The organism is Ruegeria profundi, from assembly GCF_020171505.1.
Classification (GTDB): Bacteria; Pseudomonadota; Alphaproteobacteria; order Rhodobacterales; family Rhodobacteraceae; genus Ruegeria; species Ruegeria profundi.
Map to the genome: position 1 here is coordinate 239,652 of NZ_JAIUZS010000004.1, position 26,726 is coordinate 266,377.

28 protein-coding genes and 1 other RNA gene are annotated in these 26,726 nt (G+C 58.5%); 12 read left to right on the forward strand and 17 right to left on the reverse strand.

From position 1 onward, the window contains the following. Nucleotides 1-96 precede the first annotated feature (96 nt). From LCM21_RS11500 to LCM21_RS11515, 4 genes are all read left to right on the forward strand, one after another. Nucleotides 97-1,869, forward strand: a complete 1,773-nt coding sequence (locus LCM21_RS11500; protein WP_224890734.1) for an SLC13 family permease — start codon at nucleotides 97-99, stop codon at nucleotides 1,867-1,869. Nucleotides 1,870-1,885: 16 nt separating this feature from the next. Then, on the forward strand, nucleotides 1,886-2,620 hold the full coding sequence (locus tag LCM21_RS11505; RefSeq protein WP_224890735.1) for a glutamine amidotransferase: 735 nt from the start codon (nucleotides 1,886-1,888) through the stop codon (nucleotides 2,618-2,620). A 72-nt stretch (nucleotides 2,621-2,692) separates the two neighbouring features. After that, the gene (locus tag LCM21_RS11510; RefSeq protein WP_224890736.1) at nucleotides 2,693-3,550 is read left to right on the forward strand and encodes a bile acid:sodium symporter family protein; all 858 of its coding nucleotides are present in this window, start codon (nucleotides 2,693-2,695) and stop codon (nucleotides 3,548-3,550) included. Between the two features lie 11 nt (nucleotides 3,551-3,561). Continuing rightward, nucleotides 3,562-5,223 carry an FAD-binding dehydrogenase gene (locus LCM21_RS11515; RefSeq protein ID WP_224890737.1) on the forward strand — a complete coding sequence of 554 codons (1,662 nt, stop codon included), beginning with the start codon at nucleotides 3,562-3,564 and terminating at the stop codon, nucleotides 5,221-5,223. A gap of 10 nt (nucleotides 5,224-5,233) precedes the next feature. Here LCM21_RS11515 and LCM21_RS11520 read toward each other — a convergent pair whose 3' ends face one another. From LCM21_RS11520 to LCM21_RS11530, 3 genes are all read right to left on the reverse strand, one after another. Further along, nucleotides 5,234-5,968 carry a YbaY family lipoprotein gene (locus LCM21_RS11520; protein WP_224890738.1) on the reverse strand — a complete coding sequence of 245 codons (735 nt, stop codon included), beginning with the start codon at nucleotides 5,966-5,968 and terminating at the stop codon, nucleotides 5,234-5,236. Nucleotides 5,969-6,065: 97 nt separating this feature from the next. Next, a complete protein-coding gene (locus tag LCM21_RS11525; RefSeq protein WP_224890739.1) occupies nucleotides 6,066-7,844 on the reverse strand; it encodes an SLC13 family permease in 1,779 nt (592 codons plus the stop codon). A 90-nt stretch (nucleotides 7,845-7,934) separates the two neighbouring features. After that, complete coding sequence (locus LCM21_RS11530) at nucleotides 7,935-8,750, reverse strand: TIGR00282 family metallophosphoesterase (RefSeq protein ID WP_224890740.1); 816 nt, start codon at nucleotides 8,748-8,750, stop codon at nucleotides 7,935-7,937. Nucleotides 8,751-8,838: 88 nt separating this feature from the next. Between LCM21_RS11530 and LCM21_RS11535 the strand changes: the two genes are divergently transcribed. Further along, complete coding sequence (locus LCM21_RS11535) at nucleotides 8,839-9,072, forward strand: putative hemolysin (RefSeq protein WP_224890741.1); 234 nt, start codon at nucleotides 8,839-8,841, stop codon at nucleotides 9,070-9,072. 5 nt (nucleotides 9,073-9,077) lie between these two features. On the opposite strand, the gene LCM21_RS11540 is transcribed toward LCM21_RS11535, so the two are convergent. Continuing rightward, nucleotides 9,078-9,641 (reverse strand): 5-formyltetrahydrofolate cyclo-ligase, encoded by a 564-nt coding sequence (locus tag LCM21_RS11540; protein WP_224890742.1) that lies wholly within the window; start codon nucleotides 9,639-9,641, stop codon nucleotides 9,078-9,080. Beyond that, on the reverse strand, nucleotides 9,638-11,032 hold the full coding sequence (gene mgtE / locus LCM21_RS11545) for a magnesium transporter (RefSeq protein ID WP_224890900.1): 1,395 nt from the start codon (nucleotides 11,030-11,032) through the stop codon (nucleotides 9,638-9,640). The genes LCM21_RS11540 and mgtE overlap by 4 nt, the downstream gene beginning before the upstream one ends. Before the next feature lie 139 nt (nucleotides 11,033-11,171). Between mgtE and guaD the strand changes: the two genes are divergently transcribed. Further along, nucleotides 11,172-12,461 (forward strand): guanine deaminase, encoded by a 1,290-nt coding sequence (guaD, locus tag LCM21_RS11550; protein ID WP_224890743.1) that lies wholly within the window; start codon nucleotides 11,172-11,174, stop codon nucleotides 12,459-12,461. Nucleotides 12,462-12,487: 26 nt separating this feature from the next. On the opposite strand, the gene LCM21_RS20865 is transcribed toward guaD, so the two are convergent. The 4 genes from LCM21_RS20865 to LCM21_RS11570 all read right to left on the reverse strand — a co-directional run bounded on the left by LCM21_RS20865 (nucleotide 12,488) and on the right by LCM21_RS11570 (nucleotide 15,788). Further along, on the reverse strand, nucleotides 12,488-12,976 hold the full coding sequence (locus tag LCM21_RS20865) for a DUF995 domain-containing protein (RefSeq protein ID WP_224890744.1): 489 nt from the start codon (nucleotides 12,974-12,976) through the stop codon (nucleotides 12,488-12,490). 154 nt (nucleotides 12,977-13,130) lie between these two features. After that, on the reverse strand, nucleotides 13,131-14,465 hold the full coding sequence (locus LCM21_RS11560) for an 8-oxoguanine deaminase (RefSeq protein ID WP_224890745.1): 1,335 nt from the start codon (nucleotides 14,463-14,465) through the stop codon (nucleotides 13,131-13,133). A gap of 114 nt (nucleotides 14,466-14,579) precedes the next feature. Beyond that, nucleotides 14,580-15,371: a histidinol-phosphatase gene (gene hisN, locus LCM21_RS11565; protein WP_224890746.1), complete on the reverse strand. Its 792-nt coding sequence runs from the start codon at nucleotides 15,369-15,371 to the stop codon at nucleotides 14,580-14,582. Nucleotides 15,372-15,416: 45 nt separating this feature from the next. Beyond that, nucleotides 15,417-15,788, reverse strand: a complete 372-nt coding sequence (locus LCM21_RS11570; protein WP_068335899.1) for a helix-turn-helix domain-containing protein — start codon at nucleotides 15,786-15,788, stop codon at nucleotides 15,417-15,419. Nucleotides 15,789-16,126: 338 nt separating this feature from the next. Here LCM21_RS11570 and LCM21_RS11575 point away from each other — a divergent pair, with 338 nt between their 5' ends. Further along, entirely contained in the window at nucleotides 16,127-17,083 is a 957-nt protein-coding gene (locus LCM21_RS11575; RefSeq protein ID WP_224890747.1) for an NADPH:quinone oxidoreductase family protein, read from the forward strand. Here the strand turns inward: LCM21_RS11575 and LCM21_RS11580 are convergent. Further along, entirely contained in the window at nucleotides 17,080-17,961 is an 882-nt protein-coding gene (locus LCM21_RS11580) for a LysR family transcriptional regulator (protein WP_224890748.1), read from the reverse strand. The two genes, LCM21_RS11575 and LCM21_RS11580, sit on opposite strands and share 4 nt — an antisense overlap. 127 nt (nucleotides 17,962-18,088) lie before the next feature. Between LCM21_RS11580 and LCM21_RS11585 the strand changes: the two genes are divergently transcribed. Together LCM21_RS11585 and LCM21_RS11590 are read left to right on the forward strand one after the other, a co-directional pair. After that, nucleotides 18,089-18,298, forward strand: a complete 210-nt coding sequence (locus LCM21_RS11585) for a DUF1127 domain-containing protein (protein WP_224890749.1) — start codon at nucleotides 18,089-18,091, stop codon at nucleotides 18,296-18,298. Nucleotides 18,299-18,483: 185 nt separating this feature from the next. Continuing rightward, the gene (locus LCM21_RS11590; RefSeq protein ID WP_224890750.1) at nucleotides 18,484-19,263 is read left to right on the forward strand and encodes a Bax inhibitor-1/YccA family protein; all 780 of its coding nucleotides are present in this window, start codon (nucleotides 18,484-18,486) and stop codon (nucleotides 19,261-19,263) included. Between the two features lie 157 nt (nucleotides 19,264-19,420). Here the strand turns inward: LCM21_RS11590 and LCM21_RS11595 are convergent, their stop codons facing one another. From LCM21_RS11595 to LCM21_RS11605, 3 genes are all read right to left on the reverse strand, one after another. Next, nucleotides 19,421-19,927, reverse strand: coding sequence for a hypothetical protein (locus LCM21_RS11595; RefSeq protein ID WP_224890751.1), 507 nt, complete (start codon nucleotides 19,925-19,927; stop codon nucleotides 19,421-19,423). Nucleotides 19,928-20,135: 208 nt separating this feature from the next. Next, on the reverse strand, nucleotides 20,136-20,303 hold the full coding sequence (gene rpmG, locus LCM21_RS11600) for a 50S ribosomal protein L33 (RefSeq protein ID WP_037309480.1): 168 nt from the start codon (nucleotides 20,301-20,303) through the stop codon (nucleotides 20,136-20,138). Between the two features lie 127 nt (nucleotides 20,304-20,430). After that, complete coding sequence (locus LCM21_RS11605; RefSeq protein WP_224890752.1) at nucleotides 20,431-21,135, reverse strand: DUF533 domain-containing protein; 705 nt, start codon at nucleotides 21,133-21,135, stop codon at nucleotides 20,431-20,433. A 328-nt stretch (nucleotides 21,136-21,463) separates the two neighbouring features. Between LCM21_RS11605 and LCM21_RS11610 the strand changes: the two genes are divergently transcribed. The 3 genes from LCM21_RS11610 to LCM21_RS11620 all read left to right on the forward strand — a co-directional run bounded on the left by LCM21_RS11610 (nucleotide 21,464) and on the right by LCM21_RS11620 (nucleotide 23,350). Then, a complete protein-coding gene (locus LCM21_RS11610; RefSeq protein WP_068336385.1) occupies nucleotides 21,464-22,099 on the forward strand; it encodes a DUF1326 domain-containing protein in 636 nt (211 codons plus the stop codon). A gap of 12 nt (nucleotides 22,100-22,111) precedes the next feature. After that, on the forward strand, nucleotides 22,112-22,948 hold the full coding sequence (locus LCM21_RS11615) for a DUF2182 domain-containing protein (protein ID WP_224890753.1): 837 nt from the start codon (nucleotides 22,112-22,114) through the stop codon (nucleotides 22,946-22,948). Nucleotides 22,949-23,017: 69 nt separating this feature from the next. Then, entirely contained in the window at nucleotides 23,018-23,350 is a 333-nt protein-coding gene (locus tag LCM21_RS11620; protein ID WP_068335921.1) for a GYD domain-containing protein, read from the forward strand. A 9-nt stretch (nucleotides 23,351-23,359) separates the two neighbouring features. Here LCM21_RS11620 and rnpB read toward each other — a convergent pair. The 4 genes from rnpB to gatA form a co-directional block, all read right to left on the reverse strand. Next, nucleotides 23,360-23,757, reverse strand: an RNA gene (gene rnpB / locus LCM21_RS11625) — RNase P RNA component class A. A gap of 12 nt (nucleotides 23,758-23,769) precedes the next feature. After that, nucleotides 23,770-24,534 carry an N-acetylmuramoyl-L-alanine amidase gene (locus LCM21_RS11630; protein WP_224890754.1) on the reverse strand — a complete coding sequence of 255 codons (765 nt, stop codon included), beginning with the start codon at nucleotides 24,532-24,534 and terminating at the stop codon, nucleotides 23,770-23,772. Further along, on the reverse strand, nucleotides 24,485-25,198 hold the full coding sequence (locus tag LCM21_RS11635; protein WP_224890755.1) for a hypothetical protein: 714 nt from the start codon (nucleotides 25,196-25,198) through the stop codon (nucleotides 24,485-24,487). The genes LCM21_RS11630 and LCM21_RS11635 overlap by 50 nt, the downstream gene beginning before the upstream one ends. A 40-nt stretch (nucleotides 25,199-25,238) precedes the next feature. After that, nucleotides 25,239-26,726: an Asp-tRNA(Asn)/Glu-tRNA(Gln) amidotransferase subunit GatA gene (gene gatA / locus LCM21_RS11640; protein WP_224890756.1), complete on the reverse strand. Its 1,488-nt coding sequence runs from the start codon at nucleotides 26,724-26,726 to the stop codon at nucleotides 25,239-25,241.

The window sequence follows — 26,726 nt, forward strand, 5'->3', positions numbered from 1 at the left end:
ATAGTGATTGCGTATTCGGCGCTCATATAGACGTTTGCCGGGCATGGGATCAAGAGAGCGGCTTGCCCAAGCCCGGCTTGAGGGTATGGTGGCGGCATGACGACAGATCAGATTATTCTTTTTGCCCTTTTCACCACCGTGTTCGGAATGCTGCTATGGGGGCGGTTTCGCTATGATCTTGTGGCGTTTTCCGCCCTGCTGCTTGGGGTTATTCTTGGGGTTGTTCCAGTGGACAGGGCTTTTGCCGGGTTCGGGCATCCCGCAACAATTATTGTGGCGCTTGTTCTGGTTGTATCGGCTGGCCTTGTCCGCTCGGGCGCTGTGTTCCTGATTACGCGCACCTTGGTTGACGCCTCGCGGGGGTTAGGGGCGCATATCGCCTTGATGGGTGGGATCAGCGCGATTCTGTCGGCCTTCATGAACAATGTGGCCGCGCTGGCCTTGCTCATGCCGGTCGATATTCAAACCGCACGCAAGGCAGGCCGGTCGGTGGGGCTGACGCTGATGCCGCTGAGCTTTGCAACCATTCTGGGCGGCATGGCAACACTGATCGGGACGCCACCCAACATCATCATCGCCTCAATCCGGCAAGAGACATTGGGCGAACCGTTCGAGATGTTCGATTTCGCCCCGGTGGGCGGGGTGGCGGCCATCGCAGGCTTGGCCTTTGTCTCGTTGATCGGATGGCGGCTTATCCCGGACCGTGGCCCGCAAACCGAAAGCACCGAGGCGCTGGCCGAATACATCGCTGAACTGACCATTCCGCCCGAGTCGGCTCATATTGGCAAACGGGTCAGCGAACTTTACGCAGCAGCCGAAAAATCCGACGTTGCGATCATCGGCCTAATCCGCGACGGCAAGCGGCGCTATGGCCGCTCGGCGCATGCCACGCTGCAAGAGGGCGACGCACTGGTGCTTGAAGCACGGCCCGAAGCGCTGGATGAGTTTCGCGCTGCGCTGAGTCTCGATTTTTCGGACACACGGCGGCAGGAATTACTGACCGCCGAGGGCGATGGGCTAGAAGTGATCGAAGTTGTCGCCACCGAAAGCGCCCGCATCACTGGCCGCACCGCACAGGGTCTTGGCCTGGCTTGGCGGCAAAGTACTGTTCTGATGGGCATTTCCCGCCAGGGCCGCCGCATCACCGAACAGGTTCGCAAAACCGAGGTCGAGGCCGGCGACATCCTGCTTCTGCTCTGCCCGCGTGACCGCAGCGCAGATGTGACGGAATGGCTTGGGTGCCTGCCGTTGGCCGCGCGCGGGTTGAACGTCACGGCCAATGACAAGGCATGGCTGGCCATCGGCCTGTTCGCCGCAGCCGTATTGGCGGCCAGTCTTGGGCTGATCTATTTGCCGATTGCATTGGGGCTTGTTGTCGTGGCCTATGTGCTGACCAAGGTCATGCCGATTGCGGACCTCTACAACCATATCGAATGGCCAGTGGTTGTGTTGTTGGGCTCGATGATCCCTTTGGGCAGCGCGTTGGAAACGTCCGGCGGTACCGAACTGATCGCTAATGCGCTGGTGCAATTGACCGACGGCTTGCCCGCCTGGGCCATTCTGACCGTGCTGATGGTCGTCACGATGACCTTGTCAGATGTTCTGAACAACACCGCGACGGCCATTGTTGCCGCGCCGGTTGGCATCCAGATGGCGCGCACGCTTGACGTGTCGCCCGATCCGTTCCTGATGACCGTTGCCGTAGCGGCCTCGGCCGCATTCCTCACGCCGATAGGTCACAAGAACAATACGTTGGTGCTGGGACCCGGCGGCTATCGGTTCGGGGATTACTGGCGCATGGGTCTGCCGCTCGAAATCCTCATCGTCGCAGTTTCCATCCCCGCCATCCTTGTCTTCTGGCCGCTTTGACGGGTAAGTGCAGCGCATGAAACGATTTCTGATCCTGCAACTGCGCCCCGAGACCGAGGCGTCGGATGCCGAATACGCCTCGATCCTGGACAAGACCGGCCTTGCGCCGGACCAGACCCACCGTATCCGGCTGGACTGCGAAACTCTGCCCGAAGGGTTGGACGTGACGGATTACGCAGGCGTTATCGTCGGCGGCGGTCCCGGCTGTGTCAGCGATGATCCCGCAACGAAATCCGCAAGCGACGCGCGGGTTGAGGCATCAATCATGGATCTGATGCCCCAAATCACCGCAAACGATCACCCGTTCATGGGGTGCTGCTATGGTTTGGGCATTCTGGCCGCGCATCTGGGCGGGCACGTCAGTAAGGACCAGTTCGGCGAACCCGTCGGCCCTTCAACCTGCCACCTGACAGATGAGGGCGCGCGCGACCCTCTGACCGCCGGGCTGGGCGAGAGTTTCGATGCGTTTGTAGGCCACAAAGAGGCGGTGCAGACGCTTCCCGATGGCTGCGTGCATCTGCTGTCCTCGGACCCCTGCCCGTTTCAGATGATCCGCTGGGGTCAGAATGTCTATGCCACGCAGTTCCACCCCGAAGCCGACGCGCGTGATTTCGAACAACGCATCAAAATCTATAAGAATTATGGGTATTTCCCCCCCGAAGACGCGCAGCGCCTGATTGATATTTGCCACGCTGCCAAGGTTACAAAACCCGGTGAAATCCTGCGCCGTTTCGCCCAGCGCTATATGTGACCTAACGGCGCTGTTGCCTGCGCCGCAATCACTCGCTTAGGCTGATCCGAACGGCTTTGGGAGGAGTTGTTCTTGGATCTGCTCATAAATGTCGGCCTGCCACTTTCGCTGGCCATTATCATGTTGTCTTTGGGCGTCGGGTTGCATGTTGCTGATTTCAAACGTGTCCTGAGCCGGGGATATCCCTTTGCCATCGGCGCGCTTTGTCAGGTTATCTTGTTGCCGATGGCGGCGTTTATCACAGTTACTGCCTTCGCCTTGCCGCCCGAAATTGCGGTGGGATTCATGCTGCTGAGCTTTTGCCCGGGCGGAGTGACCAGCAACATCCTGTCAAAACTGGCCAAGGGCGATGTTGCACTGTCGGTCAGTCTGACCGCTGTCATCAGCTTGCTGTCCATGATCACTGTTCCCTTTCTCGCAGCATGGTCAATCGCTCATTTCATGAGAGAGGCCGCACCCGAAGTTTCGATCACTGGCCTGGCCATCGCGTTGTTCCTGATCACAACTCTGCCCGTCGCAATCGGTGTCAGCCTGCGCCACTTCGCAACCGGGTTTGCGGAACGGGTCGATGCCCTGCTGTCCAAACTGGCAACCGCCTTGTTTGTCCTGATTGTCCTCGCCGCGCTGGCTGGGAACTGGCAACTGTTCATCGACAACCTCGGGGCTATGGGCGCTGGACTGGTCTCACTTAACATCGCATTGCTGGCAATCGGGCTGGGGATCGCGCGTGCCGCGAAACTGTCGTGGAACGAGAGTAAAACAATCTCAATCGAAACCGGCATTCAGAACTCGACACTCGGGATAACACTGGCCGCGCTGATCACAGGGACGGAAAGCGGGTTCAGCCCATTGGCCCTTCCCTCTGCCGTTTACGGGATCATGATGTATGTCGTGGCCCTGCCGTACATCGCCTGGCTGCGTGGCCGCTGAAAGGACAAGTCATGACCACTAACACTGCCGATGCCATTGTGGTGGGTGCCGGTTTGGCGGGCCTCGTAGCTGCGGCCGAGTTGGGGGATCGCGGCAAGAAAGTCATCGTGCTGGATCAAGAACCCGAGCATTTTCTGGGCGGGCAAGCATTCTGGAGCCTCGGCGGTCTGTTCATGGTCGATACCCCGGAACAACGCCGAATGGGCATCAGGGACAGCCACGAATTAGCCTTACGCGACTGGATGGGCAGCGCGCAGTTCGACCGCGACGAAGACGCCTGGCCGCGCAGATGGGCTGAAGCCTATGTTGAGTTCGCAGCCGGAGAGATGCGCCCGTGGCTGCATGAAATGGGGTTGCGCTGGTTTCCCATCGTTGGCTGGGCCGAACGTGGCGGATCTTACGCGGATGGTCATGGCAACTCGGTGCCGCGGTTCCACATCACTTGGGGCACTGGACCGGGCGTGCTTGAGCACTTTATCCGCCGCGTGCGCGCGCATGTCAGCAACGGCTTGATCGAGTTGAAGTTTCGGCATCAGGTCAGCTACATCATAATGCAGAACGGCAGCGCCAAGGGGGTCTCGGGCGAGGTTCTGGCCGATGACACCGCCCCTCACGGTGCCAAGACCAACCGTGATGAGGTCGGTGAGTTCGAAGTTTATGCTCCGTCTGTGATCGTCACCTCTGGCGGGATCGGTGGCAACTTTGAGATGGTGCGCAAGAACTGGCCCCGCAACCGACTGGGTGAGCCACCAAAAGACATGGTCGCAGGCGTCCCCTTTCACGTCGATGGGCGTATGATCGGCATCAGCGAAAAAGCCGGCGGTCACGTCATCAACGGCGACAGGATGTGGCATTACACCGAAGGCGTACGCAATTGGAACCCGATCTGGCCATCACATGGCATCCGCATCCTGCCCGGCCCAAGCTCTATGTGGTTCGACGCGCGCGGAAACCGGCTTAAACCGCCCTGTTTGCCCGGATTCGATACCCTTGGCACGCTGAAAGAAATCCTGAAAACCGGATATGAATACAGCTGGTTCGTCCTGACACAGAAAGTCATCAAAAAGGAATTCGCGCTTTCTGGTTCGGAACAGAACCCCGACATGACAGACGGAGGGTGGAAAGAGGTGCTGTTTCAGCGCGTCCTGACCGGGTCAAAGGCAACGGCACCGGTCGAGGCGTTCAAAGAGCATGGCGAAGATTTCATCGTCGCCAACACCCTGACCGAACTGGTCAGCGGCATGAACCAGTTGGGCGGAGGCTTGATTGACGAGGCACATCTGAGGGCTCAGATCGAAGCGCGGGATTCGCAGGTCGACAATCCGTTCACCAAGGACGCTCAAATCGCAGCGATATTGGCCGCGCGCAACTACCGGGGCGACAAGCTGATCCGCACTGCCAAACCGCATAAATTCCTCGACCCGGCCAATGGCCCGCTGATTGCTGTGAAACTGCATGTGCTTACCCGTAAGACACTTGGTGGGCTGCAGACAAACCTGGACAGCCAGATGATTGGCGCAGACGGTCAGGTGGTCCCAGGTCTGTTCGCAGCCGGAGAGGTCGCCGGGTTTGGCGGTGGCGGTTATCACGGTTACAACGCGCTGGAAGGTTCGTTTCTGGGCGGCTGCATCTTTTCTGGTCGCAATGCCGGACGATCAAGGGCCGTCGCGTAACCTCCAAGCGTTATTGGGTGCGGGTGAAGGTAACAATCGGTTCGCCCGCAGCGTCCAGAAAGGCCATCGCATCCCCTTCCATTGCGTAGGTGGTAACCTCTTGCAGCAATGCAAAGAACTGGCGCTCGACCTTTTCAAGGGCCGGAGGACAGGCCATAAGCGTCGCCGCCATATTGTCCGGGAACGAGATATTCGAGCCCGAGATTTCAGCCTGTCCGTTGAACCGGTTGCACCCGCCGCTGCCGGAAAAAGCCCCGCCCTCGGCAAAGGCAATCTCGGGGCGGCGCTCTGTCTCGATCTTCGTGCCACTCAGGGCGACGGCGGTCCATTGCGTGTTCTCAAGCATGGCTGCCCCTTGCACCTGCACCAAAACCAGATCGGTAGAGTTTCCGGCACCGTCCGTCAGCACCGGATATGCCGTATCCGTGGTAAACAGCAGCTTGCCGCCCTGGTTGATTGAGGCGCGCACAACATAACGGCGACCGTCCTTGATCAGGTTATCGTCGAAAGCCAACTCGAACTGCGCAGGAACGCCACTCATCGCGTAGCGTTTGGTGGCAAGCGACACTGCGGGCGCATCCGCCCGCGACACGTCCTGAAGTTCGACATACAGCGTGGCATCGGGTGGCACAGCGATCCGTTCGCGATAAGTCGCTGTCCCTTCGATTGTGCCCGCAGTTGCGGCAGCGCTTAGCGCAACCAAAAATGGGGCGACTGCCAATGCTGCCTTACCGGTTCCGAGCATGGGGATGCTCCTTCCTTCATAATCACTTGATGAAACATTGTATTTGCATGTGATTTTACAAGGACTGTACCGAAAAACCAGCGGTTCCGCGCTGACGTCACAGCGGCCAGAGCAGCGGAATCAATAGCGATGCCAAAAACCCAACTGTCAGGTTCAGTGGAATTCCAACTTTCATGAAATCTAAAAACCGATAGCCACCCGGGCCATAAACCATCATGTTCGTCTGATACCCAATCGGTGTCGCAAACGAGGCCGAAGCCGCCACCATCACTGCAACCACCAACGGGCGCGGGTCGATCCCTACCGCCTGCGCCAAGCCGATGGCAATTGGCGTGACCACCACGGCCACAGCGTTGTTTGAAACAAGCTCTGTCAGCACCGAGGTTAGCAGGTAAACGGCCCAGACAATCAGGAAAGGCGGCAGCTGACTAAGGCTTGGCGCAATCGTTTCGACAATCAGCGACACCGCGCCTGATTTATCCAGCGCCGCGCCAATCGCCAGCATTGAAAAGATCAGCGCCAGCAGGCGGCCTTCGATAAACGAAAACGCCTCATCCGCGTCAATACAGCGGGTCAGCAGCACAACCGCCACTGCCAGAACCGACAGCAGCAGGATCGGCGCCACGCCCAATGCGGCGAGCGCCACGATGCCAATAAGTGAACCAATCGCAATCGGCGCATGCGAGCGCCGGAACGCGCGCGCCGACGGTTGGGTCACATCAACCATTTCCATATCGGCGGCCAGTTTCTGAATATCCGCCGGAGCGCCTTCCAGCAGCAGGGTATCACCAACCCGCACAACCAGTTGATCGAGCTGTCGCCCAATATTCTGGTTTCGACGGTGCACAGCCAGCACATAAACACCATAGCGACGCCGCAAGCGCATCGCACCCAACGTCCGCCCGACCATGCGACAGCCCGGCGTAATCAGGACCTCAACGGTCTTGGTCTCGACCGCGGAAACCTGATCGACACGTTTTAGTTCTTTATTGCGCTGAAGGCCCAGGAGTTCGGTCATTTCGGTACGCAGAACCACCCTGTCGCCCAACTTCAACTCCACACCCTTCAGGTTGCGGCGCAGCGACTCGTCGCCCCGGATCACGTCGATCAGCCGGACACCCGGGCGTTTGAACAGTTGAACGCCTGTCACCTCGCGCCCGATCAGGTTGCTTTCGGGGGGAATGACGGCTTCGGTAAAGAATTTCATTCTGGACCGATCCGACAGAAGCGAGGCCATGCTATCACGTTCCGGCAGCAGGCGCGGCGCGATGAACCGCAAATAGATCATACCGTAGATCACCAGCGCGATGCCCAGCGGAGTGACCTCGAATATCGTGAAGGGCTGCATCCCTTGCGACCGGGCCACGCCATCCACCAAAAGATTGGTCGAGGTTCCGATCAGGGTCAGAGTACCCCCTAGAATCGCTGCATAACTCAGCGGGATCAGCAGTTTCGAGGCCGCCACGTTCAGCGTACGCGCGATCTGCACAAATACCGGGATCATTACAACCACGACCGGAGTGTTCGACACCACGGCAGAGGCCAACACGACGAACGCCATCAACAATCCGATGGCAATCCGCGGGTTCACCTGCGCCTGTTTCTGCGCGACCGATGTAAACGCGTCCAGCGCACCGGTGCGGACGAGCGCACCCATGATGATGAACATCGCCGCAATGGTCCACGGGGCTGGGTTAGACAGCACCGCCAGAGCACTCTGATAGGGCAAAATCCCCATAACCAGCATGAACGCAACACCACCGATGGCGACAACCTCGGTTGGGTACACCTCGCGCAGGAACAGCGCGAACATGCCAGCGACCACCAAAAGCGCCAGAACTGCGCTGCCCGTTTCTGTCAGTAGAAGGAATTCCATTCTTGGTATTCTGTCCGAACCCTAGTCAGGCTTACGCGCCCATCGGGCAGTTTCACGCATTGCACGCGACAGAGCAAGCCTGACGTGACCCTATTGCAGTCTTGTCTCTTGCAAACGCCCGCCCACACGCACCATCTGTACGGATTTTGCCTGCCCATCACGATCATCGGTCTCGACGAACACGCCGCTCAGCGTCGCCTCGCCATCAGCAGGAGAGAACCGTGCCTTGGGCATGCCGGTGATGAAACGGCGCATTGGTTCGACCTTGTCCATCCCGATGATCGAGTCATAATCGCCGCACATCCCGGCATCTGTCAGATAGGCCGTACCACCGTTCAATATCTGCGCATCCGCCGTCGGTATGTGGGTATGGGTGCCCACGACAAGGCTGGCGCGTTTATCGCAATAGTGCCCCATGGCCATCTTCTCGGACGTCGCTTCGCAATGCATGTCAACGATGATCGCCTGCGCCTGACCGCCGCGTGGGTGGGATTTCAGGATCGGTTCTATCGCCGAGAACGGATCATCGAAGGGCCGCTTCATAAAGACCTGCCCCAGCACCTGCACTACCAGAACCTTGCGCCCACCCGGCGCAGTATACAGGCGATGCCCCCGCCCCGGTGCGCTCTTGGCAAAATTCACCGGGCGCACAATCCGGGGCTCATTCTCGATGAATTGCAGCATGTCCTTCTGGTCGAATGCGTGATCACCCAGCGTCAGGCAATCTGCGCCTGCGTCCAGCAACAGCTTGGCGTGATCGCCGGTCAGACCCATGCCGTTTGATGCATTCTCACCATTGACGACAACGAAATCCAGCCGCCATTCATCGCGCAGACGCGGCAGATGCTGTTGAACGGCCGCGCGTCCCGCACGACCCATGACGTCACCCAGAAATAGTATTCTCATTCCGCCTGTCCTACGTGTGGCATTAACCGAGTACAAGCGCTTAAGCTGCCTGTACAAACCGCCAAAGTGAATTGAAGGAAGATTCTTGATGAGCCGCACCCTGATAGCCTTGATTGGACTGACTACACTCGCAGCCTGCGATGACACTCCGCCCCCCAATACAACCGCCGAATTGGCAAACCCTGCCGCTACGTTCTGCGTCGAAAGCGGCGCGCAATACGAAATCCGCGACGGCGAGAACGGGCAGTCAGGCGTATGCATCCTGTCCGATGGGCGCGAAGTTGATGCATGGGAGTATTTCCGCGAAAACAACCCGGGCTGAATAGATCAGGCAGGAAAGGTCAGAACCCTACTTTCAGTAACGACCATGTCCAGCGGTTGATCCGTAGGCTCAAGGGGTAGCCCGTCCGACTCTTGTGCGTCAAAGGCAAACCCGATTGCCAGCGTGGGCCGCTTGGCGCGCAAACCTTCCAGCGTTCGGTCATAGAAACCGCCGCCATAGCCCAGCCGCCCGCCCTGCGTATCAAACGCGACCAACGGGACGATCAGAATTTCGGGATCGAAATAGTCATCAACTTCGGGGATCTTTGCCCCGAACGGGCCGTCTTTCAGGATGCCTTCGGGCGTCCAGCGGGAAAACTTCAAAGGCTGACCCGCTGCCTGAATCACCGGCACGCCAACGGGTCCATAAGCCGAAGCTTCGGCCATCGCGGCCAGCGGATCGATCTCGGTGCGGATCGGCATGTAGCCGGACAGCGGCACGCCCCGATGCCCTGCCAGCACCTCGGACAAACGGCCTGCCGCGCCGGGCGGGTGCGCGTCAAACGCGGCTTTCCGGCGCGCAAAGGCCGCCTTGCGCGCGGCCGCCTTGATTACAGTCATATCGGTCACAAGAGTACCACGCTGGCAAGCCCAAGGAACAAGAAGAACCCCATGACATCCGTTGTGGTCGTCACAAAGGTACCAGACGCAAGCGCAGGGTCAGCACCCAGGCGGTCCAGCACCACAGGTATTACCGTACCAACGAAACCCGCGATGATCATATTTACGACCAAGGCGGCCCCTATCACGACACCCAGCAGCGGAGAGTGGAACCAAAGCATGCCAACCACGCCCATCACGATTGCAAAACAAATCCCGTTCAGCATCCCAACCAGCAACTCCCTGCGGATCACGCGCAATACGTTTGCGCCCGTCAGGTCACGCGTTGCCAATGCGCGCACCGCAACCGTCAGCGACTGTGTTCCCGCATTGCCGCCCATCGACGCCACGATCGGCATTAAAACGGCCAGCGCCACCAACTGATCAATCGACGCCTCAAATTGGGAAATCACTAGCGAGGCGCAAATCGCCGTGCATAAGTTCACGGCCAGCCAAGGCAGACGCCGACGACTGGTTGCTGCTACGCTGTCCGAGATCGAGCTATCGTCGCTCACACCCGCAAGGCGTAGGATGTCCTCTTCGTGCTCTTCATCTAGAACGACCATCGCATCGTCGATTGTGATCACGCCGACTAATCGCCCATCAGCGTCCACCACGGGGGCTGAAATCAGGTGATACTGATTGAAGGCATAGGCCACGTCTTCCTCGTCCTGGTCGACGGGAATTGTGTGAAACTCATCTTCGGCGATGTCCCGCAATGCAACCTCGCGCCGTGTGGCCATCAACTTGCCCAGCGTGACCTGCGCGATGGGTTTCAGTCTCGGGTCCACCAGGACGACGTGATAAAACTGCTCAGGCAGATCATCATTTGCGCGCATGAAGTCGATGGCCTGTCCGACCGACCAATGCTCGGGGGCCATGACCACCTCGCGCTGCATAAGTCGACCGGCCGAATTCTCGGGGTATGAAAGCGCCTGCTCGGCCGCGACCCTCTCGGAATCCTCCAGCGCGCGCAGGATCGCTTCTTGTTGCGGTTCCTCGAGATCCTCCAGCAGGTCGACAACGTCGTCGCTTTCCATCTCGCGCACGGCGTCGGCCAGAACGTCCGGGCGCAGAACACCGATGACTTCTTCGCGAATGGCTTCATCCAGCTCTGACAGGATGTCACCGTCGAATTCCTTGTCGTACAGACGAATCAGGCGGGCGCGGTCGTAGGCGTTGATCTGTTCCAGCAGGTCAGCAATGTCGGCCGGGTGCAGCGGCTCCATCAGTTCGACCAGCTTGTCGCGGTCGTCTACATCGACCGCGTATAGAATGGCCGCCACGGTCCGCCGATCCAATGCGTAGGCGGCCTCGTCACTGGCGGACTCGGTTGCGGGTTTTTCAAAGCCTGTCGTCATGTCCGCCCCCGTTTCTTCGGTCATTGCCCCCTAATTAGAGGAAGCAGCTACCGGAAAACAATGACAATGCACCGATTTACCGGCAGGTTTCGCAAGCCTATGCTGTTTCGCAGTCCCATACAGGCGGAGATGACGAAAAATGGCGCAAAAAACGCTGCTGAAAGGGCGCGTTCTAAGCTTTACGGGGTCCCCTTTCGAAGGTGAACCAACCGAAGCCGTAAAAATCCACGAGGCGGTTCTGATCGAGGACGGCCGCATATCCGCAGTTGCTGATATCGCCAGTCTACGCGCTGCCCATCCAGACGCAACCGTTGTGGACCAGAGCTCGCACGTGATCATGGCCGGTTTCGTGGATGCCCATGTACATTACCCGCAAACCGCCATGATCGCCAGCTGGGGCAAGCGCCTGATCGACTGGCTGAACACCTATACCTTCCCCGAAGAGATGAAGTTTGGCGATCCTGACTATGCCTCTGAAATCGCCACCCGTTACCTAGACCTGACAGCGGCCCACGGCACCACGACAATGTGCAGCTTCTGCACCATTCACCCCGAAAGCGTCGACGCTTTTTTTACGGCTGCTCAGCACCGCAATCAGCGTGTCGTCGCGGGCAAAACCTGCATGGACCGCAACGCGCCCGAAGGTCTGCGGGACACCGCGCAAACGGGTTATGACCAATCCGCAGCCTTGCTTGAGAAATGGCACGGCATCGACCGCCTGTCTTACGCCATTACGCCACGCTTTTCGCCCACCTCGACGCCAGAACAGCTTGAGGCGATGGGCGCGCTTTGGGCCGAGCATCCTCATTGCCTTATGCAAACCCATCTGAGCGAGCAAACCGATGAAATCTCATGGGTTCGCGAGCTGTTTCCAGAGGCACGGGATTACCTCGACACCTACGAGAAATTTGGCCTTCTGGGTCCAAATGGCGTTTACGGCCACGTCATCCACCTTGAGGCGCGTGAGCGTCATCGCTTGCGCGAGGTTGACGCCGCGCTGATCCACTGCCCGACCTCGAACACCTTCATCGGCTCGGGCCTTTTCGACATGGACGGGCTGATGCGCGACGGACACCGGGTTGGGCTGGCAACGGATACCGGTGGCGGGTCGAGCTTTTCGATGCTGCGCACAATGGCGGCGGCCTATGAGATCGGACAATTGCGCGGGGCACCGCTGCACGCTGCGCAATTGTTGTGGCTGGGAACTGTCGGATCAGCACGGTCCCTGCGCTTGGATGATTGCATTGGCAACGTCGCACCGGGGATGGAGGCTGATCTGATCGCCCTTGACCTTGCCTCAACCCCCGCCATCGCCCAGCGCGAAGCCTGTGCGGAGGACCTGTGGGAGGCGATTTTTCCGACCATCATGATGGGTGGTGACCGCGCTATCGCTGCCGTTTGGATCGGCGGAGAACGCGTCACACTGTAAAGCGTGGCGTCGTCCAGGCCGCTAGGCTATAGCTTTAGCCCCATTTTTCGGGCCCTTCGTTTCTTCTGTGATTTGAACCTGTCGCCCTTCAGAAGGCCTCTGTCGCCAGACATCGACCACCACTCGGATTCATCTGGCCAACTGCGCCAGATAGACCCATCCGGGGCGACCACATGTTCGATGCAAACAACACCGTCTGATTTTGAACGTATGGACTCACCTTCAGGCCAGTGCCATATGATTTCACGGCAAACGCGCGCGTTGCGGTCAACTCGCCATGTCCCAAGGGCCACGATGTGTTTGTGCTTTCTGCACCATGCGCTCGCTTGACCGTTTGTTCCGTAGTACAAACCGCCCCCGCAGACGTTCCAGATTTGCGTTTTGCCCCGATACAGTTCGACAACCCTATTGGGGTCTGCCGCTTTCGCGCCCCTTGGTTTCGGATCGGCCCACGCTATTCCGTGGGCCAAAACAGTTACAACAGCGGCATTCACTAAAAGAACTCGTAAAAACATCTAACCACACCATCACTACAGAGCAGAAAGATACCATGAAGCGCGCCGTTTCCCAAAAACCACGGCAAGTATGGCCAGAACTCGCAGGTCACATGGCATCTTGCTTTGCAGGCAGGACATGGGCCAGCCGCTTGGCCGGGACGACAAATCGCCCCTAGTGTTGAAGCGCGCGGGCCAGAGTGTTTTGGCGTTCAACCGTTTTTGGCAGGTCTATCGTTGCTATCTGCCCGTCACGCACGATCTGGCGACCTTCGACAAACAGGTGCTTCACCTTCATTGGCCCGGCAAGCAATAGCGCCGCCGGGTCCCAACTGCCCGCGCTTTCAACGCAACGTGTATCCCAGATGGCTATGTCGGCGCGTTTCCCCGGCTCCAGTCGCCCGCAATCAGGGCGGTTTAGCACATCGGCCCCGCCGCGTGTCGCAATTTCCAACGCTTCCCGCGACGACATCGCGTCGGCACCATTCACAACACGCTGAAGCAGCATCGCCTGCCTTGCTTCGAGGATGAGACTGCCGTTGTCATTGCTTGCCGAACCATCCGCACCCAGTCCAACCGGCACACCATGGTCGCGCATGGTTCGAACCGGTGCAACACCCGACCCCAGACGGCAATTCGAACACGGGCAATGGGCGACGCCAGTCTGCGTTCTGGCGAACAAGTCGATTTCGGCCCCGTCCAGTTTGACGCAATGGGCGTGCCATACGTCTGAACCGGTCCACCCCAACTCTTCGGCATATTGTCCCGGCCGACATCCGAACTGCGCCTGCGAATAGGCGACATCCTCGTCATTCTCGGCAAGGTGAGTGTGCAGCATAACACCCTTGTCCCGCGCCAGAACGGCCGCATCGCGCATCAACTCGCGACTGACCGAGAACGGGGAACACGGCGCTAAACCAACCCGGCACATTGCGCCGTCAGACGGGTCATGAAACGCATCAACCACGCGGATCATGTCATCCAAGATTGCTTCTTCAGCCTCAGCCAACGCATCCGGGGGCAAGCCGCCATCGCTCTCACCTATGCTCATCGCGCCGCGTGTCGGATGAAACCGCAAGCCAATCTCGGCTGCGGCGGCAATCGTATCATCCAACCGGGCACCATTGGGATACAGGTACAGATGATCGGAACTGAGCGTGCAACCGGACAACGCCAGCTCGGCCAGGCCAATCTGGGCCGAAACGAACATTTCTTCAGGCCCGAAACGTGACCAAATGGGGTAAAGCGTTTTCAACCAGCCGAACAACAGTGCGTCTTGCCCACCGGGAACAGCACGCGTAAGGGTTTGGTACAGGTGGTGATGGGTATTCACCAGACCCGGCGTCACCACGCAGCCGGCAGCGTCATGGACTTCGCCCGTTGTGCGCAGACCTTGGCCCACCTTGTCGATCCGCCCGTCGCGGATCAGGATGTCTGCGTTGGACAACTCGCGGCGCGTGTCGTCCATCGTCAGGATGGTGTCTGCATTTTTGATCAGGATTTCGGTCATTTCCGGCCCCTTGCAACAGCCCGTTTCGTGCAAGATGGCAAGGGCTGGCGGAAAACGGACGTAAGAACCAGCCAGTTGGATCATATTCGACCAGCCCAAACCGGGCAACCAGTTTCAGGCGTCGCGCAATAGTGCCAGCGCAGCCGCGTGGAGGCTTGCGTTCGCTGCGGCAAGCACGCGCCCGCCTTCATGGGCCGGACCGCCCTGCCAATCAGTGACGATACCGCCTGCAGAATGGATCACGGCAATCGGCGCATGAATGTCATAGGCGTTCAGGCCAGCTTCGATCACAAGATCCACCTGCCCTGCTGCCAACAGAGCATAGGCGTAACAATCCATTCCATATCTCGTCAGCCGCACCCTTTGTGCAACGGCTTCGAAGCCTGAGCGCTCGTCAGCCGTGCCAACTTCAGGGAAGGTGGTGAAAAGAATGGCCTCGTCCAGGTTTAGCGTCGGACGGGTTTTCAATGACATCGACCCTGCCGGGCCGGTTGCTACGGCGATGTCGGCAGATCCAACAAAACGCTCACCGATGTAGGGCTGATCAATGACACCCATCACAGGGCCTTCACGGGTGCTGAGCGCAATAAGAACGCCCCAGGTGGGGGTGCCGCTGATAAACCCGCGCGTGCCGTCGATCGGGTCCAAAACCCAAGTCCGGCCAGAGGTGCCCTCGACCCGACCAAACTCTTCCCCGAAGATACCGTCATCAGGGCGGTGCAAGGCCAAGACATCGCGCATCGCTTTCTCGGCATTGCGATCAGCGACCGTGACCGGATCAAAGCCTTTTGACAGCTTGTTGACTGTTTCGATGTTCGATTGCCTGAAAAACGGCAGAATGGCCGCCCGCGCAGCGTCGGCCATTTCTTCCGCAACTTCCAAATCGGTCAGAGTGGTCTCATGCATGCGCTACCCGTGCGGCCCGCGCGCAGCAGAGTCAACCCTGTTCGCTTATGCAACGTCGCTAAGAACCCGTGCCAGTTCGAACAGGCGGCGGCGTTGATTTTCGGGAATCGCATAGTAAGAGCGCACGAGATCCAATGCCTCTTTGTCGCCCATTAGATCCGCTGGAACCGATTTCTTTCCGGACGCGTCTTTCTCAGGCTCTTCAAGGCCCTCGAAGAAAAAGCTGACGGGCACATCCAAGGCTTCGGCAATGTCCCACAGGCGTGACGCGCTGATCCGGTTGGCCCCGGTTTCATATTTTTGAATTTGTTGAAACTTGATACCAACCTGTTGCGCCAACTGCTGTTGGGTCATGCCAATCAGCCAGCGGCGATGCCGGACGCGCTTGCCCACATGGACATCGACGTGATGGGTCATTGGTATTCTCCTCTAACTAAACACACAACCAATTCGGGCGTGCGACATGCATCCACTACCGCAACACTAGCAAGCCGCACTCTACCAATCCCTAATCAGGACGATGCCCCCCAAATTAGAACTTCACACAATATTGCGCTTTTTAGGTTTTTTTTCAAGAAGGTTGAATCTGTTTTGGGGAACAAAGGACTGCGGTTGTGTCAGATTGACATGTTGCACGTGGTTTCCGTCAGGGCAGCTTCCACGTCTGGCCGGGCCGACTTTTCAAGCCCCAAGAGGAAGTGATTGACATTCCCCAAACCGCACGAACCATTGCGAACAGTGACAGGAGCACGCGTATGCTGGCGTATCGAATTGCTACCAAAGGCGAGGCACCCAGGCTTTGCGAAATCGACCTGCCCCACCCGCAGGTTGGTCAGGTGCGGGTTGCAATCAAAGCCTGTGGTTTGAACTTCGCTGATCTGCTGATGCAGAAAGGGACGTATCAGGATACTCCCCCCGCTCCGTTCACGCAGGGGATGGAGGTGGCTGGCGTGGTCGATGCCATCGGACCCGGCGTTGCGCATCTGAAAGCCGGAGATCGGACTGCGGTATATGCCGGCCAGGGCGGTCTGGCGGAGTATGGCGTTTTTGACGCCGAACGCGCGATTCCATTGCCTGATGCCGTGAGCTTTGAAGAGGCTGCTGCCATCCAGATCGCTTATGGCACCAGTCACCTTGCTCTGGATCACCGCGCCCGTCTGCAAGCCGGGGAAACCTTGCTGGTCACAGGTGCGGCGGGTGGTGTCGGGCTAACGGCTGTCGAGATCGGCAAGCTGATGGGCGCGACCGTGATAGCGCAGGCCCGAGGCGCGGATAAACTGGCCGTCGCTAAAGCCGCTGGTGCCGATCACTTGATTGACGCATCTGAGGACCTGCGCACGCGCGTCAAAGAGTTGGGCGGAGCAGATGTGGTCTATGATGCCATCGGCGGCGACGTTTTCAAGGCGGCCTTCCGCGCCACCAACCCCGAAGGTCGCTTGCTGCCAATCGGCTTTGCGGGTGGAGACGTGCCGCAAATCCCCGCCAATCATCTGTTGGTCAAAAACCTGACCGTCATTGGGTTTTACATCGGCGGTTATTTGACCTTCCGCCCTCAGATCGTGCGGCACAGTTTTGAAACGCTGTTTCGCTGGTGCGCCGAGGGGCGGATCAAGCCCCATATTAGCCATGTACTACCGCTGTCAGAGACCGAGAAAGGCCTGCAATTGCTGCGGGATCGCAAAGCGACCGGCAAGGTTGTGATTACGCCCTAACCTGCGACGGCCTTCAGCGGAGAACTACCCAGCATGCGGAAGTTCTGGCGGACTAAGGTCGCCAGCGCCTCAAGCAAAGGACCGCGGCCAGAGTCCCCTCCGTACAGGTTGATCACATGCGCGGGCAGCTTGGGCAACGCGCCGCCATCGTCAATCTGGACCAGATGCGCAGCTTCGGTTCCGTCCAACACGGCGTGAACGGCAAGGTCAGCGGCCACGGTGGCCTCGATGGTCCGGTCATTTTCGGTTTCCACCGCTAACTCCCACGGGATGCCAGCCTCATCCAGCGCCGCGATAACCTGCGGCCGGAACATGCAGCGGCGACCCATGGCAATTGGGATCGGCCGTTTTCGCCACGCCGACCCACCCGGCGCCCCTATCCAGCGCAAAGGTAGCTGGGCAACAGTTTCCGCCGCCTCATTGCTGTTGGCCTCGGTCGTCAGGATCAGATCGCATTCGCCGCGTTTGTACATTTCTTTCAATTGAAGCGAGTAGGAAGATACCAGCTGCACCCGCACCCGAGGGAAATCCACGTTGAAGCGTTGCAAGACACGAGGGATCGCGGGATAAACGATATCGTGCGGCACACCTAGAACGACTTCCCCTTCATACGCCTGGTCAGTCAGCTTCGCGATCACCTCATCATTCAGCGCAATCATGCGACGGGCATAAGCCAAGAGTTGTTCTCCGGACGCGGTCAGCGCGATGGTTCGACCGCTGCGGTCCAACAACTCAAGCCCCAAAAGCTCCTCCAACCGTTTCAACTGCATCGAAACGGCGGATTGGGTCAGGTGCAGGAATCCAGCCGCGCGCGTCACGCCGCCCTGATCCGCAACCGCCACAAATGACCGCAAGGTGGTAATGTCCAAATTTCGCATCTTCACGAATCCTTATGGATCACTTCATAAACATTCATTTTTAAAATGTGTCATGTCGCGCCATATAAATCAAGGAATTTGATGAGAAGCAAGGAACTCATCGAATGCAGATGAAAGGACAAAGATTATGCCCCATATTGCAATTCACAGACCGCGTCCGCCGCATCGTGGTTTTGGCCCGTCTCTGTTGTGGGATGCGCTTGCGCTGCGCCATCAGCGCCGTACCCTCGCCAAGCTGGACGACAGAGCATTGGAAGACATTGGAATCACGCGCGAACAAGCGAGGGCCGAGGCCGCTCGCCCAGTATGGGATGCACCGGAATACTGGCAAAAATGACTCCAAAATTCATCTTTTTTCATCAAATGGCGGCCTGCACCCAAAGGTCGCCATTTTTTGTTGCCTGATTTTGGGCGGATTCCGCCGCTAAAGCCTTGAAACATTGCCCGCAGTTGCCGATATTTGCGGGGAACGGGGTTTGATTTTCAGACCACGAAAAGAAATATGTGAAGGGAGACCCTTATATGGCACAATTTGACACAATCCGGACGGCGGCCGGTGCGCGCGCTGCCCAGATTGACGAGGGCCTACGCGCCCATATGAATAAAGTCTACGGCACGATGTCCGTGGGCATGTTGATCACTGCGCTTGCGGCGTGGGCTATCGCCGGACTCGCCGTAACCTCTGACCCAACCAATGCCGTGGCGCAAATCGGTGCAGACCGTTACCTGACCAGCTTGGGCGGCGCTCTGTTCTTGTCGCCGCTGAAATGGGTCGTGATGTTCGCTCCGCTTGGTTTCCTGCTGTTTGGCTGGGGCGCTTTGATGCGGCGCGGCTCTGCGGCGGCGGTCCAACTGGGCTTTTTCATCTTCGCCGCTGTAATGGGCGTGTCGATGAGCTCGATCTTCATGATCTTTACCCCCTACTCGATCACGCAGACCTTCCTGGTGACGGCCATCGCCTTCGCGGGTCTCAGCCTGTTTGGCTACACCACCAAGCGCGACCTGAGCGGTATGGGTACATTCTTGATCATGGGTGTCATCGGCTTGCTGGTTGCTATGGTCATCAACCTGTTCCTGCAATCGGGCCCGATGATGCTGGCGATCTCGGCCATTGGTCTGCTGATCTTCGCCGGTCTGACCGCGTTCTACACACAGGACATCAAGAACACCTACGTTGCACACGTAACCCACGGTGATCAGGAATGGCTGGACAAAGCTGCCATTGATGGCGCGCTGAGCCTGTACATCTCGTTCCTGAACATGTTCCAGTTCCTGCTGATGTTCATGGGGCAGCAAGAATAGCGCTTACTGCGCATAGTGGATAGCGGGCGGGTCGACAACGACCCGCCTTTTTTGTGAAATAAGCATGTTGATTTGTACGCGACAAAGCATCCACTGCTCGAACAAAAAAGGCCCCGTCCGCTTGGACGAGGCCAATGTCACAAGAAAAAAAACGACTTTAGCTACAGTCCAACAATACGGCAAAACCCGAGCTGCTGCTGGACGAGCCTTTGCGGAAGACTTCCCCCGCTGGCAGGCAACCGGTGAACTGTTCGGCATTGCGGCCAAAGCCCGAACCAATCCTGTTATCGACGCGCGTGCTGTTGCTCTCGGTGCGCAAAACGCCATAGAGGGCGCCGTTCACGCTGACCGTGCTTAGGAAAAGGTTGGTGTCTTGGCCGGTCAGAACAACCGAGTTGGTGTCGCTGCGACCACCATTGTCGATCGCGACCCTGGCAACCTTCTCGGCCTCAACCTGATCCGTCGTCACTGCAATCGTGGGCAAAGCCGCCAGTTCTGCGGGTACGTTTGTTGCAGGGGGAAGGAAGGCAACCGCCCCGGGCACATCTGCCAAAGTGCGCGGCTCACCATCGATCCCGGTGAAACCGATACCTTCACGGTTATACGGGTCTTCACAAGCCGCAAGGGCCAGAATGGTCACTGTGGATAACAAGATTTTTTTCATGACGGCCAACATTTTGGAACGAGTTGTTGAACCGTAGGGGCAAGCCCTTCTAAAAAGCAACCCATGGCAACCCCGATTGGTTTACCCGCTGATGCTTCGTTGCAACGGAGTAATTCGCAAACCGACCAGACCGGTGCTGCGTCGCAAACAAAGAAAAAGGGTCCAGCCGAAGCAGGACCCTTTGGAACTGTCCAAGATAGGCGGCAGATTACTTAATCTTGCCTTCCTTGTACTCGACATGCTTCCGAACAACCGGATCGTATTTACGAATGGTCATTTTCTCGGTCATGGTGCGCGCGTTTTTCTTGGTCACGTAGAAGTGGCCCGTGCCCGCGGTCGAGTTCAGACGGATCTTGATTGTCGTCGGCTTCGCCATGGTTATCTCCTGCGTCCGAAAAGGCAGGGGCCTTTCGGTTGAATTCCTATGAGCGTGCGCTTTTACGCGCTACACCGCTCGTGTCAAGAGGTATTGCACCCTCTGCGCAGGGTAAGGTGGACTGATGTTACGCAGGCAGGGATGGCGCCCCCATATAGGCATGAATCTGATCGCGTTCAGCCTCTGACAGGCCCAAGGCCCCGGCCAGTTGCTTCAGGTAGGATGCCTCGGCCTCATTATCCAGACGAATCGCCGCCAACGAGGTGGCATAGATCTGAGTCTTCATGGGTGCTCCGGAATCAGCGGCAAGGCCCATCACATCAATCGGGGCGCTCAGTTGCTCTTGCACAAAAGCGCGCTCTTCGGCGCTGATGTCGTCACCCAGCTCTGCCAGGATTGTTTCCTTTTCATGCGCGTCCAATTCCCCATCTGCCTTGGCAGCCTGAATCATCGCGCGCAGCATCAGCTTGGCCTGCTCTTCCATGACAGCACCGCCCGGTGTGCCCTTGAAAACAGTTTCCATCATGTCCACCGTTTGCTGGCTTCCGGTCTTGGCGGCACTTTGCATGGCGTTCATGAGCCCACCCAACCCGGCCGCGCCCGCAGTGTTCGTCATGCCCAGTTTTCCCATCATGTCCTGCAGACCAGCGGCCCCACCGGGCATTCCGAATTGCTCGGCCATTTTGCCAAGCTGATCCATGCCAAAGCCCCCTCCCGACCCTTGCATCATGTCTTGCAAACCAGCCATGCCGCCCATTTGCTTGTATTTCTCCAACCCCTTCGCGGCAGCAAATCCAACAGCAACCGAGGCAAGCGCTTTCATAAAACTCATGACAATCCTCCCGACTTTTAAAGTATCTTAACTCATCCCAGCGGATGAAACTGAACCTAGATTTCCAATCTTCGCCCACGATAGGGGGTTTTAGACATCCAGATCAGACTATCCGAAACATGGCTGCGCGGCGGGGATTTCGAAAATCAGCCTGCAAACAAGCACTTTCCCGCACATATTGGCCCCGAAATTTGAACGGGCTGCGAAATCATGGTAGGTTCGTATGAGTTTTTGGCCAGAAAAACCTTGTTGGGGTTCGGTCCGGAGGCATCACAGACAGGCAAACACCTCTGTCAGCAGAGTGTTAATGCATGTTTTGGGGGCTATCATGACCGAATGGGAAATTCAGGGCGAAGAACTTGCCAATTGCAACTGCAACTTCGGTTGCCCGTGTCAATTCAGTGTTCTTCCATCCCACGGCAATTGCGAAGCGGTTGTCGTGTTCGATATCAAGACCGGTCATTATGGCGACACCGATCTTGCCGGGGTGAGGGCTGCCGGAGTCTACCACTGGCCGGGACCAATCCATGAAGGCAATGGCCAGATGCAGTTGATCGTGGACGAAGGCGCCAGCACCGACCAGCGCGCGGCGATCGAGGCCATCATGAAAGGTGAAGACACCGACGAGATGGCAACCATGTGGTACGTCTTCAGCGCCATGGCACCGACCAAGCATGAAACGCTGTATGTTCCGATCGAACTTGACTGGAATCGGGACGAGCGCACGGGATACGCCAAGGTCTCAGGCGTTTTCGATGTCGAGGTCAGCCCAATCCCACATATCGTTTCTGGCATGCCGCACCGCGCCTCAATCCACCTGCCCAACGGATTCGAATACCGCCATGCCGAAGCTGCCTCGGGCAGTGCCAAAACGACAGGTGGTGCGATCAGCCTGACCTTTGATGCGACGCATGCGCATTTGGCGCATCTCAACTTATCAGGTCACGGCGTTCTTGGCGCTTGATCCGGCGCTGACATGGAAACGACCCCACCCCGCACCGGTGTAGTGGACCGAGTGCTGCGACGCGACAGCGGCATTGTACTGATCTGCGTTGCAGTGATCATTCTGGGGGCTTGCTGGTACACGATTGCGGGCATCGGCATGAACATGACCGCCATCGACATGACCAGGATGGCCGGACCCGTCGGCAACCCGATGCGGATGGCGTCCGAGGTTCATTGGACACCGACCTATACCATCCTGATCTTCCTGATGTGGTGGGTCATGATGATTGCAATGATGACACCCAGCGCGGCACCAACTGTGCTGTTGTTCACAGCTCTTAAACGCGTCGGACCAGATGCGGCGCGCGCCACAAGGCTCAGCCTGTATTTTCTGGCAGGCTATCTGGTGGCCTGGGGTGTGTTCAGTGCCATCGCAACAGCAGGTCAGTGGGGGCTGGAACTGATCGGATTGTCAGATGGGCCGATGATGACCATCCGGTCGGAGGTCTTTGCGGGATGTGTGCTGATCGCTGCTGGGCTGTACCAGCTGTCCAGTCTGAAATCTGCTTGCCTACGTCATTGCCGCAGCCCTGCACGGTTTCTGGCCGAACACAACCGCCCCGGACCCTATGGCGCGTTTCGCACAGGTGCGCTGCATGGCGCGTATTGCCTGGGGTGTTGCTGGGCGCTGATGCTTCTTCTGTTCGTAGGCGGCGTGATGAACCTCTACTGGATTGTTGGAATCGCTATCTATGTCGCGCTTGAAAAGCTGCTGCCGCGCGCGCGGTGGCTGGTCCCGCTGACCGGGGCGGTGCTGATCCTAGCGGGCCTCTGGTTGATTGCAGGGTCGGCAACCGCCGTTGGTTGACAGACGCGGACAGGCCAAGGGACCCGGCCCAAGAAAGGGTCCCACTTCAAACTGAAACAGGAGGTCAACATGCCTATCTTCATTACCTACGCGTCCTATTCGCCAGAGGGTGTCAGGGGCATGCTGAAAAAACCCAAAGACCGCACTGCGCCCGTTCGCGCGTTGCTGAAAAAGATGGGGGGCAAGATGCTGGCGTTTTATATGACCACCGGCGACAATGATGTTGTCGTCATAAGCGAAGCCCCCGATGGCACGGACGCCGTCGCTGTGGGCATGGCAGTTGCCGCATCAGGCGCAGTGTCGAGGCTCGAGACTGTTCAGGCTTGGAAAGCGAAAGACTTTGCAGCCATCGCCAAAAAGGCAGCCAAACTTACCGGCGCTTACACGCCACCGGGTCGCTGATCAGGAAATACGCGCGGAGGGCCTGTAAGCCGGATCTTGTTCCGGGGTTGCCCCCTTCAATGACCATTCCTCTAGGCCGTGCATTGCTGCGCGGCTCAAGCTGCCAACCCGGTCCCTCTCGGCCAAGACGCGCTTAGCGGCGGTATCGGCTCGCGCCGACCAGCCCGCGCGGGGACCCTATTTGGCATTGCTCCCGGTGGGGCTTGCCGTGCCGCCGCTGTTGCCAGCGGCGCGGTGGGCTCTTACCCCACCGTTTCACCCTTACCCCGGGCCGAAACCCAAGGCGGTTTGATTTCTGTGGCGCTTTCCGTCGGGTTGCCCCGCCCGGGCGTTACCCGGCACCGTTGTCTTGTGGAGTCCGGACTTTCCTCTCGGGCTGACGCCCCAGCGGCCATCCGGCCCTCCGCGCGAGGGATCAATTATGCCTCATCTTTCAGCCGGTCAACGCCAAAACGTGCGCCAAGTTCACGCGCCATTGCCAGCTTATCCGGACCGAAGCCCCGGAATGCTGGGGCAAATCTCTGGCAAAACGCATCCAGCAATGACAGAGACGGCAGACCGTCGACAGTATAACCAAAGCGGGCAAGCTCGTTCCCAAACTCCTCTAGTCGCTCTGGTGTAGCGTACCCTTCAACGGCCTCTGATGCGTTGACCTCTGGCCAAACCGACAGGTTGGCGCGCGCCAATCTTTGCCAGTCGAACTTCCAACCGGGATCTTTCTTTCGACTCGGCGCAATGTCGGAATGGCCGATTACGGCATCGGGTTTGATGTGCCATCTCGTCATAATTTCAACGAGCAATTTCTCAAGCACCGTCATTTGCGGCTCGGAGAACGGATGATCTCCGCGGTTATCAAGCTCAATCCCAATGGAACGCGAATTGATATCGGTTCGCCCACGCCAACTTCCCGCACCCGCGTGCCAGGCACGTTCTTCCTCGTTGACCATCTGCCAAAGCGTCCCATCCGCACCGATCAGATAGTGGGCCGAGACCTCGTAGGTTGGATCACAAAGTCGATCCAGCGCGGCCTGAGCGTTGTTCATCGCGGTATAGTGGAGCACCACCATTGACGGCTCCAAACCGTTCCGGCGCGGGCCGAAATTGGGCGAAGGATGCCAGATCGGTTTCAGCGGTTCAGTTGCGGACGGCACTGCGGAACGGGCTTGGATCCCAGCTACACGCATATCCATCCCCATCCGGATCAAGACCCTTGCGATCGCGCTGTGGACCTCCGTTTGCCAGGAACTCAATCTGAGCCTGATCGGGCGACGGATACCGTGCGCAGTTGCGCTGCGCCTTGGCTTGCAGGTTGAACCCTGCACGGCTGTACAACTGGGTTCCCACCGGGTTCGACGTGTCCAGCGCGTATTGCACGATATTGGGTTGACCCTCCGCTCCGCGCTGCGGAACGGCAGTGGGTGTGACAACCTCGTAAGTCTGGCGATTCTGCTCGATCCGGGCCGCGTCCGACTCAATCGTGCGACGGCCCGAAACGGCTTCGAAATCCTGTTCGTCGGATATTCCCGTGTTGATGGGATCTTCGACAGGGGACGCAACGGGCGTGATCGTGGCTTGCCCGGACGTGCTGGCCAATGCCGCCGCTGTTGCCGACGCGATATCCGCATTGTCACCGCTTGGCAGCGTTCCATCTGCACCGGGTGCTCCAAGCGGCTGTTCAGACACGTCAACCGGACCAAGCAGAGGGTTTCCAGTGAACCCCTGCCCCGCCAATTGCGCCTCACGCTGGGCCTGGTAGGCGGGCGTGTTGAAGTCCGTGCCACTCACGGGGGCCACCGTATCACAGGCGGCCAACAATCCGATTGCGGGGATCAGAAGCGAAAAGCGCATCCAGCTGCTCCGTCTTGTGTTGTCTTGCCTGATGTCAGGATTACCACCATTTGGCCGGCTTGGCCACAAATCCGGCGGCGTTTTCGAGCGCATAGGCCGTGTTCAGCAGATCGCCCTCTTCCCACGGACGCCCGATCAGCTGCAGGCCAAGGGGTAAACCTTGCTTGTCAAGACCCGCAGGAACTGAAACACCTGGCAAACCGGCAAGGTTCACCGTTACGGTGAATACGTCGTTGAGGTACATCTGAACCGGGTCCGCCTCGGTCATTTCTCCCAAGCCAAACGATGCCGATGGCGTCGCCGGGGTCAGGATCGCATCAACGCCAGCTGCGAAGACATCCTCAAAGTCCTTTTTGATCAGTGTCCGCACCTTGCGCGCCCGGTTGTAATAGGCATCGTAGAAGCCTGCCGACAGAACGTAGGTTCCGATCATCACGCGGCGCTGCACTTCGTGGCCAAAACCCTCGGCGCGGGTCTTTTCATACATCTCGGTGATGCCGTCCCCCTGCGCCAACTGCGCCCGGCGGCCATAGCGGACACCGTCATAACGCGCGAGGTTCGAGGACGCCTCAGCCGGGGCAATCACGTAATAGGCAGGCAGCGCGTATTTGGTATGCGGCAATGAGATATCGACGATCTCGGCACCCGCATCTTTCAGCATCTCCGCGCCATCGGCCCAAAGCTTTTCGATCTCGGCGGGCATGCCGTCCATGCGGTATTCCTTGGGGATACCGATTTTCTTGCCGTTGATATCACCAGTCAGCATCGCCTCGAAATTCGGGACAGCCAGTTCTGCGCTGGTGGAGTCTTTGGGATCGTGACCGCACATCGCCTCAAGCATAATGGCCGCGTCACGCACGTTCTTGGTCATCGGCCCGGCCTGATCCAGCGAGGACGCAAAGGCCACGATACCCCAGCGCGAGCAGCGCCCGTATGTTGGCTTGATACCTGTGATGCCGGTGAAGGCAGCAGGCTGACGGATTGAGCCGCCGGTGTCGGTGCCGGTTGCGGCCAGACACAGGTCAGCGGCAACAGCCGAAGCCGAACCACCGGACGAGCCGCCCGGTGTCAGTTGCGCGTCGTCATTGCCACGGCGCCACGGGCTGACCGCGTTGCCATAGACGGATGTTTCGTTGGACGAGCCCATGGCGAATTCGTCCATGTTCAGCTTGCCCAACATGACAGCACCGGCATCGGCCAGTTGCTGCGACACGGTGGATTCGTATTCGGGCTTGAAGCCTTCCAGAATCTTCGAGGCCGCTTGCGACGGCACGCCCTTGGTGCAGAACAGATCTTTGATGCCGATTGGCAAACCGCACATCGACGGAGCATCACCTCCCTTGATCCGCTCATCCGCAGCCTTGGCACGTTCCAAAGCAATCTCGGGCGTCTTGTGAACGAAGGCATTCAGCGCATCGGCAGCGTCAATCGCCGTGAGGCAGGATTCTGTCAACTCGACCGAGGTCACATCACCCTTGCGCAGCGCGTCGCGGGCCTCGGCCAGGCCCAGTTTGTTCAGATCGCTCAT